This is a genomic window from Brumicola blandensis, from assembly GCF_031846165.1.
GTDB classification, from domain to species: Bacteria; Pseudomonadota; Gammaproteobacteria; order Enterobacterales; family Alteromonadaceae; genus Glaciecola; species Glaciecola blandensis.
In genome coordinates this window covers 946176-962214 of the sequence record NZ_JAVRIE010000001.1, presented here as the reverse complement: position 1 = coordinate 962214, position 16039 = coordinate 946176, and the positions used below count along the sequence as shown (strand labels likewise).

7 protein-coding genes are annotated in these 16039 nt (G+C 43.2%); all 7 read left to right on the top strand.

The window, feature by feature from the left end:
• Positions 1-11: 11 nt before the first annotated feature.
• On the top strand, positions 12-1178 hold the full coding sequence (gene sucC, locus RM544_RS04190) for an ADP-forming succinate--CoA ligase subunit beta (RefSeq protein WP_311360505.1): 1167 nt from the start codon (positions 12-14) through the stop codon (positions 1176-1178).
• Positions 1178-2050, top strand: coding sequence for a succinate--CoA ligase subunit alpha (gene sucD, locus RM544_RS04185; RefSeq protein WP_311360504.1), 873 nt, complete (start codon positions 1178-1180; stop codon positions 2048-2050). Before sucC ends, sucD begins: the two co-directional genes overlap by 1 nt.
• A gap of 402 nt (positions 2051-2452) precedes the next feature.
• Positions 2453-5248, top strand: a complete 2796-nt coding sequence (locus RM544_RS04180) for a TonB-dependent receptor (RefSeq protein WP_311360503.1) — start codon at positions 2453-2455, stop codon at positions 5246-5248.
• Between the two features lie 121 nt (positions 5249-5369).
• Complete coding sequence (locus RM544_RS04175) at positions 5370-6845, top strand: tryptophan halogenase family protein (protein WP_311360502.1); 1476 nt, start codon at positions 5370-5372, stop codon at positions 6843-6845.
• A 391-nt stretch (positions 6846-7236) separates the two neighbouring features.
• Positions 7237-10254 carry a TonB-dependent receptor gene (locus tag RM544_RS04170; protein WP_311360501.1) on the top strand — a complete coding sequence of 1006 codons (3018 nt, stop codon included), beginning with the start codon at positions 7237-7239 and terminating at the stop codon, positions 10252-10254.
• A gap of 74 nt (positions 10255-10328) precedes the next feature.
• Positions 10329-14723 carry a pullulanase-type alpha-1,6-glucosidase gene (gene pulA / locus RM544_RS04165; RefSeq protein WP_311360722.1) on the top strand — a complete coding sequence of 1465 codons (4395 nt, stop codon included), beginning with the start codon at positions 10329-10331 and terminating at the stop codon, positions 14721-14723.
• A gap of 206 nt (positions 14724-14929) precedes the next feature.
• On the top strand, positions 14930-15952 hold the full coding sequence (locus tag RM544_RS04160) for an MBL fold metallo-hydrolase (protein WP_311360500.1): 1023 nt from the start codon (positions 14930-14932) through the stop codon (positions 15950-15952).
• The last annotated feature ends 87 nt before the right edge of the window (positions 15953-16039 follow it).

The following is a 16039-nucleotide window of genomic DNA, read 5'->3' as shown; positions in this document are numbered from 1 at the left end:
GATAAATCAACATGAATTTGCATGAATACCAAGGCAAACAGTTATTCAAAGAATACGGTTTGCCAGTATCTGAAGGATACGCTGCTGATACTCCAGAAGCTGCTGTTGAAGCTGCAGACCGCATTGGCGGAACTGAGTGGGTAGTTAAGTGTCAAGTACACGCAGGCGGTCGCGGTAAAGCGGGCGGCGTTAAACTAGTAAAAGAAAAGTCAGAGATAAAAGCATTTGCTGAAAACTGGCTTGGTAAAAATCTAGTTACTTACCAAACAGATGAAAATGGTCAGCCAGTTAGTCGTATCTTGGTTGAGTCATGCACTGACATCGCACAAGAGCTATATCTTGGCGCTGTAGTTGATAGAACATCTCGCCGTATCGTATTCATGGCATCTACCGAAGGTGGTGTTGAAATTGAAACGGTTGCTGAAGAGACACCAGAAAAGATTCTTAAAGCAGAAGTTGATCCACTTGTAGGTGCTCAACCTTTTCAAGCTCGCGAAATCGCATTCAAGCTTGGTTTGACAGGTGTTCAGGTTCGTCAGTTCACAAACATCTTTATGGGCTTAGCCAAGATGTTTGAAGATTTAGACCTAGCGCTAATTGAAATCAACCCTCTAGTGATTAAAGAAGATGGTGACTTGCACTGTCTTGACGCTAAGTTGGGCGTAGATAGCAACGCGTTATATCGTCAAAAGAAAGTTGCAGAGATGAACGATCCGTCACAAGAAGACGCTCGTGAAGCTCATGCTGCGAAATTTGAATTAAACTATGTTGCACTAGACGGTAACGTAGGTTGTATGGTTAACGGCGCTGGCTTAGCAATGGGTACTATGGACATCGTAAACTTACACGGTGGTAGCCCAGCTAACTTCCTAGACGTTGGTGGCGGTGCAACTAAAGAGCGTGTAGCAGAAGCGTTTAAGATCATTCTTTCTGACAGCAATGTTAAAGCAGTGCTAGTGAACATCTTTGGTGGAATTGTACGTTGTGACATGATTGCTGAAGGTATCATTGGTGCGGTTAAAGAAGTCGGTGTAAATGTACCAGTAGTTGTTCGTTTAGAAGGTACGAATGCTGAATTAGGCCGCGAAGTACTTGCTGGTTCTGGTTTAGATATTATCGCTGCAGAATCACTTACAGATGCTGCTCAAAAAGTTGTTGCTGCTGCGGAGGGCAAATAATGTCAGTATTAATTAATAAAGACACCAAAGTTATCTGCCAAGGTTTCACTGGCGGTCAAGGTACGTTCCATTCTGAGCAAGCAATTGCATATGGCACAAAAATGGTTGGTGGTGTTACACCAGGCAAAGGCGGCACAGAGCATTTAGGTCTTCCAGTGTTTAACACTGTAAGAGAAGCGGTAGAAGCAACTGGTGCAACAGCATCAGTGATCTACGTACCAGCTGCTTTCTGTAAAGATTCTATCGTTGAAGCGGTTGATGCAGGTATCGAATTGGTAGTTTGTATTACCGAAGGTATCCCTACGATCGATATGCTTTACGTGAAAGAATACGTAAATCAGAAGGGCGCTCGTATGATCGGTCCTAACTGCCCAGGTGTTATCACTCCAGGCGAATGTAAAATTGGCATCATGCCAGGTCACATTCATAAGCCAGGCAAAGTAGGCATCGTATCTCGTTCAGGTACTTTGACTTATGAAGCCGTTAAGCAAACTACTGACGAAGGTTTCGGTCAGTCTTCTTGTGTTGGTATTGGTGGTGACCCGATCCCTGGTTCTAACTTCATCGATATTCTTAAGTTGTTCCAAGAAGATCCAGAGACAGAAGCAATCGTGATGATTGGTGAAATCGGTGGAACCGCAGAAGAAGAAGCGGCTGCGTTTATCAAAGAAAACGTAACTAAGCCGGTTGTTTCTTACATTGCTGGTGTTACTGCTCCTGCTGGTAAGCGTATGGGTCATGCTGGTGCGATTATCGCTGGCGGTAAAGGTACAGCTGATGAGAAATTTAAAGCATTAGAAGCGGCGGGTGTTAAAACTGTTCGTTCTCTTGCTGACATCGGTAAAGGCTTACGCGAAATTACTGGTTGGTAATGAGCTAGCGCTTCGGTGCACTCAGATACAGTCAATTGAAACCGATAAGATGAAAGTCTTGTCGGTTTTTTTGTGTTTGAGTGATCTAAACCTTCATAAACCTAATTGTTTTTCAATTTTGTTAATCATTTTCACTGCTTTATCCTTTTATCTTCTCATATTTAATACTCTCAATTTCAAACTTGCTAATTAGATAAAGTACAATATATTCATGTATTTAAGCTTAATTTAGAGTGGCTTTTCGACACTGAAATGTTAATGGAATGTTTTTGATATGCGTTGAATACGTATGCAGTTATTTGTCTTTATGTTGGCGCTCAGATTACTATTCACGCGTCTGAATAAACAAAAGTGTAATGGAATATTTACATTTAAAATACAAACACACATAGGGACACACTAATGAGAACGTTTAAACCCAGCCTAATTAAGCTCGCGCTTATCAGCAGCGGCATGGCTTTCAGTCTTTCTTCAATTGCAGCGCAAGAAGCACCTGTTGCAGATGAAGAAGAGCTTGTCGAAGTTATCGAAATAACCGGTATCCGTGCTAGCTTGCAGAAAGCACAGTCTATCAAAATGACTGAGTCTTCAATTGTTGAAGTTGTGACAGCAGAAGATATCGGTAAGCTACCGGATTCCAGTATTGCTGAATCAATTGCACGCTTACCGGGTATTGCGGCGCAGCGACTAGATGGTCGTGCTAGCTCTATTTCAATTCGTGGCTTGGGTGAAAACTTTAGTTCTGCAACGTTTAATGGTCGTGAGCAAGTATCTTTGGGTGATAACCGCGGTGTGGAATTTGATGTTTATCCATCAGAAATTATGAGCGAAGTTGTTGTTTACAAGACACCAGAATCGACACTCATCACACAAGGTATTGGCGGCACGATTGATATGCGTACTGTTAAGCCTCTCGCGTTTGGTAAAGAAAGTTTATCGTTTACCTTGCGTGGTGAACAAAACGATATCGGTGCGCTTAACCCAGATGGCGAAGATACTGGCGTACGTGGCAGTGTTTCATATATCAATCAGTTTGCTGATGACACTGTGGGTATTGCCTTAGCTTATGCCCATATGAGCTCTCCAAATAACGAAGAGCGCTTTAATACTTGGGGCTATCCAGACGGGGTAGTAGGCGGGTTTAAACCTTTCGTTCGTTCTGCTGAATTGACTCGTGACACCCTTATGGGCGTGTTAGAGATTGCGCCAAGTGATGATCTACAGATTAACATCGATGCCTTATATATCGATTTTAAAGACGATCAAGTGCTTCGTGGTCCAGAAATTCCAGCTGCATGGGGTGATGCAGGGATTACCGTAACCGATACTGTTGATGGTTTTGCCAGAACAGGCACTATTGGTTCTGATGGTTCTCCAGTGGGCGCTGTTATTCGTAACGACGTTACGGTTCGTGAAGCCGATCTTTTCGCACTAGGTGCAAACATAGAATACGCACTTAGTGATAATCTGGTGCTTGAACTAGACGCGTCTTACTCAAAAGTTGACCGTCAAACATGGTCTTTAGAAACGTATGCTGGCTCTGGTCGCGGTCCAAACGATCGTCAGCCTGAAACCATCGACTTTACATTGTTTGATGGCAATACTAATGTCGATTTTGATCCTGACTTAAACTACGGCGATGCAAGTGTTATTCAATTAGGTAACCCGCAAGGTTGGGGATGGGGTAACCTCATCGATCCTAATAGTGACAATGACCAAGATGGTTTCATCAACACGCCAACAGTGGAAGATGAGCTGACTACGCTAAAAGCGGCAGCGAAGTATGTTTTCGACGAGGGTATCGTTTCAAGTATCGACTTCGGTATGAATTTCAGTGATCGCACAAAAGAACGTGTTGATACTGGCGTATTCTTAACATTACCAGGTGCAATTGACGCCCTTGGTAATGTTATTCCAGGTTATCGTTTGCCTATCCCTGATGAATATCGTTTACCAAATGTTTCTTTAGACTTTATCGGTTTCGGCGAGCAGGTTGCTTTTGATTCTTTCCGCTTCTGGCAAGATGGAAACTACTTAGAGTTTGATTCAGCGATTACTGATCCAGGTCGTGCCCAGAACACATGGGTTGTGAACGAAGAAGCATTAACTTTCTTTGTAAAAGCTAACTTAGATATGGAAATTGGTAACATTCCTGTTCGTGGTAATGTGGGTGTTCAGGTTGTTCAACTTGACCAAAGTTCGACGGGGAGTTCATCTCGACGTTTAGCTGATAGAACCTTAGATATTCAACCAACGACTGGCGGTGACAAGTACACTGAAGTATTGCCAAGTATTAACCTGATTGCGGATGTCGCTGACGATCAATTGGTTCGTGTGGGTATTGCAAGAACGATGTCTCGCTCACGTATGGACCGCATGAACGCAAGTTCTGGTGACTTATCTTACAGTGAGCAAACGAATATTTGGTCGGGAAGTGTAGCAAACCCACAACTTAGACCAATCATGGCAGACCAGTTTGATATTACCTATGAGAACTATTTCCATGATGAAGGTTATGTTGCAGTTGCTTACTTCTACAAAAATTTGTCTGACTGGCAGCAACAAGCAGGGAAATTGGTTGATACATCAGATTTAACACCGCCTGACGGACAGCCTGTGGCACCATTTGGCGTATTAAACTCGTGGAATAACCTTGGTGAAGGCCACGTTTCTGGTCTTGAGTTGAGCCTTTCACTTAGCGGCGCAATGTTTAGCGAAAGCTTAGAAGGCTTTGGTGGTATTTTCTCTGCAACGTTCTTAGATAGTGAGCTTGATTATACAGTTGAAGTGCCCGCAAATTTGGATGGCGATGTGACAACGCTAGAGTTTAGTGACCCAGTACCAGGTTTGTCTGAAGAAGTGTTTAATGCAACTGTGTATTATGAAAAATCAGGCTTCCAAGCACGTGTTAGCTGGAGAAGTCGCTCTGATTTCTTAGGCGAAGTAGCAGGCTTGAGCTTGGTTAGACAGCCAGTGAATGTTCAAGGAAGCGATCTGGTCGATGCTCAAATCTCATATGATTTTAGCGAATCTGGCATCGAAAGCCTTGATGGTTTAACTATCAGCCTACAAGCACAGAACTTAACTGATGAAGAGTTTGTCACTGAGCACAGTGCCTCAGATGACACTTCATTAGATATCAGAGATGTGCAACGCTTTGGTCGTAACTACTTGCTTGGTTTGAGCTATAAGTTCTAATCAATCTGTAGTTTACAGAGATATACACTGAAGCATTCAATGCTATGATAAGAACCACTTCTTCGGAAGTGGTTCTTTGTTTAAGCATCAGATAAGTCATTAGCAATAGAGAAGTAAATTCATGAAAATAGTAGTCGTTGGCGGCGGTTCCTCAGGGTGGATGACAGCGAGCATGTTATCCCGTCTAATCGGTAAACAGCATGAGATTACTCTAGTTGAGTCTGAAGAAGTTGGCACAGTAGGAGTGGGCGAGGCTACTATTCCACCCATTGCTTACTTTAATAAGGTGCTGGGAATTAATGAAGCTGAATTTGTTAATGCAACAAAAGGCACATTCAAACTAGGTATTGAATTTGACGGCTGGCGCGATGCCGAACATTCGTACATGCACGCGTTTGGACGCGTTGGCAAAGACATGGGAATGGCGGGGTTCCACCACACTTGGTTGCGAGGGAAGTCTCTTGGACTTAACACCGATTTCTGGGATTATTCGCTGAATTATCAGGCTGCAAAGAACAACAAATTTGGCTTTTTACAGAAAATTCCAAATACGCAATTACCCGGTTTAGTGCACGCCTATCATTTCGACGCAGGCCTTTATGCAGCTTACTTGCGACAGCTCAGTGAAAAGATGGGTTGTATTCGGGTTGAAGGATTTATTGATAAGGTAAACCTCGAGCCTATTAGTGGTAATATCCTTAGCCTCAGCTTGAAGTCAGGCAAGGTGATTGAAGGCGATTTCTTCATTGATTGTAGTGGTTTTAAGGCATTGCTGATTGAGGGTGCTCTTAAAACGGGATATGAAGATTGGCGACATTGGCTTCCTTGCGATAGCGCGATGGCGATGCCATGCGAGTCTGTAACCCCCATCAAACCCTTTACCAAATCTATTGCTCACAGGGCAGGTTGGCAGTGGCGAATTCCATTGCAGCACCGGACCGGGAATGGGGTCGTCTATTCAAGTGAATTCATGAGTGACGATGAGGCGTCGGCCCATTTGATGAATAATGTTGATGGTCGAGCATTGGGTGAGCCGCGTCCGATAAAGTTCACTACTGGGCGCCGAGTTAAACAGTGGCATAAAAACTGTGTCGCAATTGGCCTCTCTTCTGGCTTTTTAGAGCCATTGGAATCGACTAGCTTACATTTAGTTCAAAGCGCTATCGTGCGCCTGGTTAAGTTGTTCCCACAACAGGAAATTAATCAAGCTAACGTCGACGAATACAATCGCCAATCACAAATCGAGTTCGAACGCATTCGTGATTTTATTATTCTTCATTACAAGCTTAATAACCGCACAGAGCCATTTTGGCAACGAATGAAAGCCATGGAAATACCAGATACTCTGCAACAAAAAATGACACTTTTTAAAGAGACTGGGAGTATTTTCCGAGAACAAGATGAATTATTTACCGAAGCCGCATGGCAACAAGTTATGATTGGCCAAGGTATCGAGCCGAAGTCTTATCACACCTTAGCTGATTCTCTAAGTGATGAACAAGCCTCAGAGCTTCTGCAAAACTTGAGTGCAATCATGCAAGGAACAGCCGCAAAACTGCCTAGTCACAATGATTTCCTTTCGGCATTCAAGCCGTAAATCACAGAAAAACGCTTCATTTTTGTAATGAATAAAGTACATGAGTGAAGCGTGTAAGCCCTTTCATTAGGTGTTCCCTGCATAAATGCACGAAGTGTTAACAAAAGTAAGGTTAACGAAACGTAAAGTGTAGATATCGCTGAATCTTAATTAACCAACTGAATTTTATGTATAAAATATTTAATTTAGGTTCGTGTTGATAAAAAAATTATCTCATTTAGGTATTAAATGTTAAGTGAATGTTATGAATACGTATGCACAAAATGTCAAATAGAGTAGCAAAAATGTAACATTTGTCTCGAGTATAAATAGGCGTTCTTGCATGCTCTGTTTGAACAATCGTGTGAGTTGCAAACAAAAACGCCAACTACAACACCAATGGGACACAACTATGAATAAATTCAAACCCAGCTTGATTACTGCGGCACTTGTTGCCAGCGGAATGATGTTTGGTAGTTTGCCATTGTATGCGCAAGAAGACAGTGAAGAGCAATCTTCTAGTCAAGAAGCGCAAGATACAATAGAGAAGATTGAGGTACGTGGTTACAGTACTAGTTTGATAAAGTCTCTGAATCAAAAACGGTTCAGTGATACGGTATCAGAACAAATCTCGGCAGATGATCTAGGCGGCTTACCGGATGTTTCTATGGCGGATGCATTAACACGTCTACCCGGTATTTCAGCAGTAAGAACCGGGGGGCAAGCTGCGGAAATTAACATTCGTGGTTTGGCCGGCGATTTTGTTTTCTCTACCTTAAATGGCAGAGAGCAAGTATCAACGAGCGGTAGTCGTTCCATTGAGTTTGACCAATACCCTTCAGAATTAATTAGTAGCGCAGCTGTTTATAAGTCGCCAAAGGCGTCTTTGATTGAAGGCGGCGTTGCTGGAACAGTAGAACTCACTACGGCAAGCCCTCTGTCAAATAGCGAAACGCATACCTTTAATGCAAATATTCGCGGCATGTATAATGACCGAGCGAGTGAAGTAGCAGATGCAGATGAGTTTGGCTCGCGGATTAGCTTCTCTTATCAAGGTAAATTCTTAGAAGATACATTAGGTGTAGCCTTAGGTTATGCTCGCTTGTATCAGCCAAGTGTTTCAACTCAATTTATTGGTTTGTCATATAGTCGTGAAAAAGACGTCGATTTTCTTGATGGTGACGTTGAAAATCTCAACCCAGATTTAGCGCCAGAAGGCCAATGTGGGGAATGTGAAAGGATCAGTGAAGGTTTCGAGCTACAACACAAAGGTGGTGGCGAAACGCGAAATGGTTATATGGCGGCGCTTGAATGGGCACCAACCGATAATTTTGTATTAAAAGCCGACGCGTTCTTATCAAAATTTGATTCAGAAGAATTTGCTCGCGGATTTCGTGTCAAATTAGAAGCGCCGAATGTCACTATCGCTAACCCGACAGTGGTGGACAACGATGTCATCGGTGGGACTTTCCAACGTGTACCTGATCAAAACACACGAGTTGAGTTGGTAAACGACGATAACCAAGATTTCGACAGAGTCAAAAGCCTTGGTATTAATGCAGCGTGGGAAATATCAGATGATTGGTCAATGAGCTTTGATATTGCGCATTCATCTGCCGAAAGTGATTTCAGAAACGGTCTACTTTGGTCGCTTGTTGCTGAGGATGCTAACGCTGCACTGCCAAACTTAGACGAAAATATTTCGATTAGTTATTTGTTGAATGGTTTGGACCTACCTGATTTAGGCTTTAACCAAGCAGACGACTTTATTGATTTGAATAAAGTATTGGTCTCTAAATATGGCATCTATCCATTCCAAAACTCAGATGAGCTAGATGCATACCGTCTTGATTTTCAATATGTCCTAGATAATGACTGGGTACGCAGTATTGAATTTGGTGCACGTTATTCTGACCGTGAATACAGTAATGACCGCTCAGTATTTGAGTACGGTTCAGATTCAGGCTTTTCAAGAAGCCAGCCACCATTGCGCTTAACTGAAGATATGGTGACGGTAGTTAATTGGGAAGGCGAATTTTCATATTTCCCAAGCTACTTAGCAATTGATTTAGATAAAGCACTCGATGCATGGTTCCCAGGTGGCGTACCACAGCCTGTGCAAAGTTGGGGCGGATTCTCTGGGGTACTTAATCCACCAGAAGGCGACCCAATTGGTGATACCTCATGGTCAGTACTGCAAAGCGGTAAAGTATTCGAAGAAGTCACGTCAGCTTATGTGATGGCGAATTTGGATATGGAACTAGCAGGCATCCCAGTTACAGGTAATGTGGGTGTGCGCATGGTTGATACTAAACAGGCATCTACTTTCCTACAGAATGTTGGGGGAGATCCTACCGCTGGCGCGCAAATCATTGTTGATGATGTGGGTTTTGCAGTTGATACTTTCCGTCCAGTTATCCTAGAAGATACATACACTGATTACCTTCCGTCACTTAACTTGACCTTTAGACTGAGCAGTAACCAACAAGTGCGTTTTGCTGCTGCGAAGGTGATGGGGAGAGCCCCAATCAATGAAATGTTCGCTAACGCGGGTGCAACAATATCTGAACCGTTCGCGAGCCAAAATATTGATACAGGCGAAATCACAGTTATTGGTGAAGCAAGATTAAATGGCCAAAGTGATAACAGCCCGTATTTACGTCCGTTCTATGCAAATCAGTACGACATATCTTACGAGCATTACTTCAACGACACAGATGGCGCATTTGTTGCGGCTCTTTATTACAAAGACATTCAGTCTTTTGTTGACCGCAGCACAATAGACCCTTACGACTTTGCTGGCAATGGTTTTGTTGTACCTACAGAAATTGAAGTACCTGTCTTTACAGATGAGGAAGATTCACAGCCTGTTCTTGATGAACTAGGTGAGCAACTGACTGTTACCGTTCCTACCGTAAATGGTTCGTACACGACCTTCGAGAATAATGCGCGAGGTGGTTATATTCGCGGTATTGAACTCTCATACACTGAAATTTATAGCAACTTACCGGGTCTTTGGTCTGGTTTAGGTGTCAGCGCAAGTTACTCTTACACTGAAACTGAAATTGTTCGCAGAGCAAGTGCTAGCGATGGCATCTATACAGCAGAATTACCAGGATTAAGTAAGCAGGTATTGGCAGGAACTGTGTTCTGGGAAAATGAAGGTTTCGAAACACGAGTTAGTGCTCGTTATAGAGACCCGTTTGTGTCCAAGCAAGTGTCGGTAAATGATGAAGTGGTTAACTTCGATTCGGAATTGGTTATTGACTACCAAGCGAGTTATGAAGTAACCGACAATTTAGGTGTTTTATTCCAAGTTAATAACCTCACAGATGCGCCAACCAAGAGTTACTTTGGCAGTGAAGCTCGCACAGGAACCATTCAGTACTTCGGTACACAATACTTCTTGGGGCTAACGTATTCACTATGAGATTAATTAACTTTATGTCTTTGTTGTTACGCAACAAAGGCCGCAACACAAATATGACATTGGAGCGTAAAGCTATGTTTAGTCGTAAAAGTATCATTAGCTACTCTGCTATATTACTTTCAATCTTTGTATTGTCAGGATGTGGCGGTTCAGAAGTGGAGTCGGGGCAGGTTGCACTAACTTGTTCAGTTCCCAATATTCCCAATTCGGATGCAACAGCCTGCGTTCCGCCACCACCTATCAGTTGTCCAGCACCTACTGTGCCAAATGACACAAACGATGCCTGTGTGGTTGGTTTCAATTCAAGCTTGCCGGATCCGGTCGTGTTCCCAGGTGTTGACCAAGCAGTATTGTATTACAACCGTATAGCGGTTGATGCTGACAACAGTGCTGGCGATCCCGCTTATGAAGGCTATCGCTTGCATACTTGGAGCAACGATGCGTGTGATGCATATGCGGATGCAGATACTGCATGGGAAGATGGCCGTATACATGACGGTATCGATCCGACCTATGGTGCTTACTGGGTATTAGATTTAAAACCCGGTTACGCTGCAACACCAGGCGCATGTCATAACTTCATTATTCACATCGGTACTGACGATGCTGGTAAAGAATTGGGTGGTGGCGACTTTAAAGGTCCATTGCAACAACCAGATGATGAGCGTTTTGCTCGTATGAACTTTACGTTCTCTGGTGTACCCACTATCTATGAATTCCCTATTGATTCACTAGGTGAGCAACCCGTATCGATAGATGGTGTGCAAGCGCACTGGCTTGATGCGTCCACATTACTTTGGGATGTCGATTTTGCGGTAGTTGACTCTGTGAAGCTTCACTATTCAGCTGACGCTAGCTTAGAAGTGACTTTAGAAGATGGCTTGAATGGCACAGTAGCTGATTTGACCGAAGTCGATTTAACAGATGAACAACAGGCGATTGCTCCGCATCTTTCAAGCTTACCGGCTTTTGCAGGTGAGTGGACTGTCGATGACGCAAAAGCCGTCTTGAAAACTCAGGCTGTTTTAGGTGCTTATAATGACGAAGGTAAATTAGTTGCAGCGACACGCATCCAAATTCCGAATGTGTTAGACCAACTATACACTGTCGGTGAGAACGATGCCGATGAGGCTGTCCTTGGACCGGTTTATACCGACTCTGGTATTGAAGCTCGAGTGTGGGCACCGACTGCGTCAAATGTTGCATTGAAACTTTATGGCGAAGACAAACGTTTGATTTCAACGAATGCAATGGCATATGACGATACTACCGGTATTTGGACTTATGCTGGTTCGATGGATATAGACAGACAACTATACCGTTACGAAGTGACTGTTTATCATCCTGAAAGCGAAGAAATTGAAGTGTTAGACGTGACTGACCCTTACTCAGTGAGTTTGGCTATGAATGGTCGCTTCTCACAGTTTGTTAATTTGTTGGATGAAGATCTGAAACCGGAAGGTTGGGATACACATACTATTCCATCAATTCAGGATCCTGAAGATGCGGTTTTATATGAAGGCCATATACGCGACTTCAGTGCATTGGATGAGTCTACAAGTGAAGTAAATCGCGGTAAGTATATGGCGTTTACAGAAAAAGACTCTGCACCTATGCAGCATTTAGCTACCTTGGCAGAGAAAGGCTTAACTCACTTCCACATGTTGCCTGCGAATGATATTGCAACAATTAACGAAGATGAAACTAAGGTTGTTGATTTCTCTAGCACGGTCCAAGACGTGTGTGCTATTAAACCGACTGCAGAAGTATGCCAAGACAATACGCCTCGCGATATCACAATTGGTGAATTGTATAACAGCTTTAGCGTGTTATCAGAGCCAGGTGCTGCACAAGCATTAGCTCAACAATTGCGTGACATTGACCAGTTTAACTGGGGTTATGATCCTAAGCATTTCAATACGCCAGAAGGAAGCTACTCTTCTAATCCAGATGGTGTAGCGCGTATTATTGAAATGAGAGCAATGAATCAGTCACTACATGAGATTGGTTTGCGAGTAGTACTTGATGTGGTTTATAACCATACAAACGCATCAGGTTTGTTTGAAAACTCAGTCTTCGATAAAGTTGTCCCTGGTTATTACCATCGTTATGAAGTTGATTCAGGCGCGATCGTTCGTGAGACTTGCTGTGACGATACGGAACCACGCAACCGTATGATGGAAAAGTTCATGGAAGATTCACTTCTACTTTGGACTGAACATTATAAGTTTGATGGTTTCCGTTTCGACATTATGAGTCAAGCGACCAAACAAACCATGGTTGACTTGTATGCAAAAGTTCGTGAGTTAGATGAAGATAACTATTTCTACGGAGAAGGTTGGACACGTCAAGACCGTGGCTATGAGCAAGCAAATCAAATTAACATGGCCGGCACTGAAATTGGCACGTTCAATGACAGAACTCGCGAAGGTATTCGTCGCGCTAACATTTTCTACAATGGCACTAACAATAGCCGTTTAGGCGCTGATGGCGAGATGAGCCTAGCTGCTGCTATGAGTGACCAAGACATCGTGAAAATGTCGATGGCGGGCACATTGACTGACTTTGTTCTTGAAACGTCTGGAGGCAATGCCACTGAAACGAGTTCGTTAGGTGGATATGCTTTAGATCCAGCAGATATCGTTAACTATGTGTCAAAACATGATAATGAATCACTTTGGGATCAATATAGCTACAACTTACCTCGTGACTTAACCCTTGAAGAACGTATCCGTGCACAAAACATTGGTATTGGTATTCCAATGCTGTCGCAAGGTCTACCATTCTTGCAAATGGGTGGTGACTTCTTGCGTTCTAAATCAATGGACAGAAACACGTATGATTCTGGTGATTGGTTTAGCCGTATCGATTTCACATACGCAACAAACAACTGGAATGTAGGTCTGCCGTTGGCAGAGGATAATGAAAGCATGTGGGATACTATTTCTACATTCATGTTCTCTCCTGAGCGCGCTGCAACAATGACAGACATCGAGTTTGCTGCTCAGGTTTTCCAAGAATACTTGAGTATTCGTACCGACAGTAAGTTATTTCGCTTAACAACAGCTGAAGACATTAAGCAACGCCTTGGTTTCCATAACATTGGTGCGCGTCAGCAACAAGGCTTGATTGTCATGAGCCTAGATGACGGTATTACGCCCGACAGTGATGTTATGTTGGAAGACTTAGATCCGATGTACGATGCAATCGCGGTTGTTATCAATACAGGGTATGAAGAAAAATCAATTGAAGTCTTAACGGCTACTGGTTTTGAACTTCACACTATTCTAGCTAACTCTGTTGACCCAACTATTCGTGGCGCCTCGTTTACTGAAGGTGCTGATGAATCAGGCAATGGTACGTTCACAGTGCCGGCTTTAAGCATGGCAGTATTCGTTAAGAATCAAGGAATGGAGCGTGGTTACGGTTTATCAGCGTTTGCAACGTCAGGTGCGCCTGATGTGGTGCCTTACGGCGATACAACGGTGTTGCTGCGTGGTTCTATGAATGGCTGGGGCGATACTACTGCCTTCGATTACAAAGGTGATGGCGTTTACGAAGTCGCATTTGAGTTGGTGGGTGATACAAGCTATGCATTCAAAATAGCTGATGCAGACTGGAGTGCTATAAACTTAGGTAATACAGATGAGCCAGTTGTTGTTGAAGGCGAAGCGAAAACCTTAGTTCCAGGTGGTGATAACCTGAGCTTTACGCCAAGTGTTGATGCAACTTACGTATTTAGCGTTGATGCAAGTGATACAGATGCACCTGTACTGACTATCGTTAACGAAGAGCCTTATGTTGGTAACCCAATATACCTTCGTGGTGGTATGAACGGTTGGGGCTTAGACGATGAGTTCAACTACGATGGTGGTCGTTTGTACTCTGTTGCTGTGAACTTGGGTGCTGAAGAGTATCAGTTTAAAGTTGCTAACGAAGGCTGGGCCGGTCCAAACCTAGGTGCATTTAGTGAAGATGATCTTGATGACACTGTGATTTTGGGTCAAAACACTTTCTTGACCGAGAATGGTTCCAATGTGTTCATTAACGTCGAAGAAGCGGGTGATTATGTGTTTATCTTTGATAGCACAGACTTAGATGCACCTAAAATTCGCGTTTTCGCTGAGAATTTCTTCGGAGCAAATACCGTATTTGTTCGCGGCAGCATGAATGGCTGGAGTGAAGATAATGCCTTGGTTTACGAAGGAGATGGCGTATACACAGTGAATATCGACCTAGATGGGAACGATGTTAACTTCAAGGTTGCGACATCAGACTGGTCTACTGTTAACTTGGGAGCGACTTCTGATGAAGAAGCAGCGGTGACGCTAGGCGAAGCAAAAGTACTATTCCAAGATGGAAATAGCGCTAACTTAACGCTGAGTGCACCAGCTGCAGGTACCTATCAATTTAAAGTTGAAGGCCCTGATGCAACAGCACCAAAAGTGACGGTAACTGCCGTAGAATAAAAGTTTCCCCAAAACTTTTACTATCAAAAACCAGCGCTTGCGCTGGTTTTTTTATTGTAAATTTTGCCAAAAGTGGAAGCTGAAAAACAAAAAATAAACCAACATCAAGCCCTCTAATACTTCTCAATTAATAATGGTGCTTGGTGTTATCTTTGAAAATTCTCTTTAATAGTATTTCTGATCATTTGTTCTTTTGTGGAGTTTTCATGTCTGTCAGTTTTATTGATGCGCCTATTCCCGATGACGGTAACTTACAGTCGGTAGCCGAGGGGATATATTGGTTGCGAATGCCACTCCCATTCGACTTAGATCATATTAACCTTTACCTGCTGGATGATGGTGATCACTACGCGCTTATTGATACAGGCATTGGCACAACGCGAGTTGAGGAACTCTGGGAAACGCTCTTAGCGAAGCTAGATAAAGGGATTAGTAAAGTTATTGTGACTCATATGCACCCCGACCATATTGGTATGGCTGGTTATTTAGTCGAAAAATTTCGAGTACCTTTATACATGAGTCACTCAGAGTACTTTGTCGGTAGGGCGCTTTCTGCAGGAAGTCGAGGAGCATCTGATTGGCAAGACGACGAGTATCTAAGGCGTTGTGGCATGTCTTCGGAGTACATTTCGACTGCCAGTGAGAATCGTAAAAAGAATAAAGGGGTAGGTCAGGTCATCCGTCCAATACCACTGCAGTTTGAACGCTTGCAGGAAGGTGATGTGTTGAGACTAGGTGATGACAATTGGCAAGTCATTATTGGGCGAGGCCATTCACCTGAACACGTTTGCTTATATAATGAAAAGCGTGAAATATTGATATCGGGCGACCACGTTTTACCGGGTATATCCCCTAATATTGGGGTTTACAGCACAGAGCCAAACGCAAACTCATTGTTGCAATACCTCACTACTTTACCGCAGTTTTTGAACTTAGCAGAAAACACCTTGGTTTTACCGTCACACAAACAACCCTTTCATGGCTTGCATACTAGAGTAGAGGAACTGTTAGTGCATCATCAGGTGCACTTACAGAATTTAAGGCAATTTTGCCGTGATGAAAAAACAGTGGAAGAGTGTCTTCCTGTATTATTCAAACGTGAACTCAATCCCCACAATCTATTTTTCGCAATCGCGGAAGCTTTATCACATCTGAATTATTTGTACTTTGCAGATGAATTTTCAAGAACAGTAGACGAGCAGGGGCGTTTTGTTTTTAAGATAAAGTAAGCGCCATAAATAGCTAGTATGCATTTCTCTATCAGACTGTTAAAGCTTGAGCCCGAATAAAAAATAGAGAAGAGAACACATGTTCGG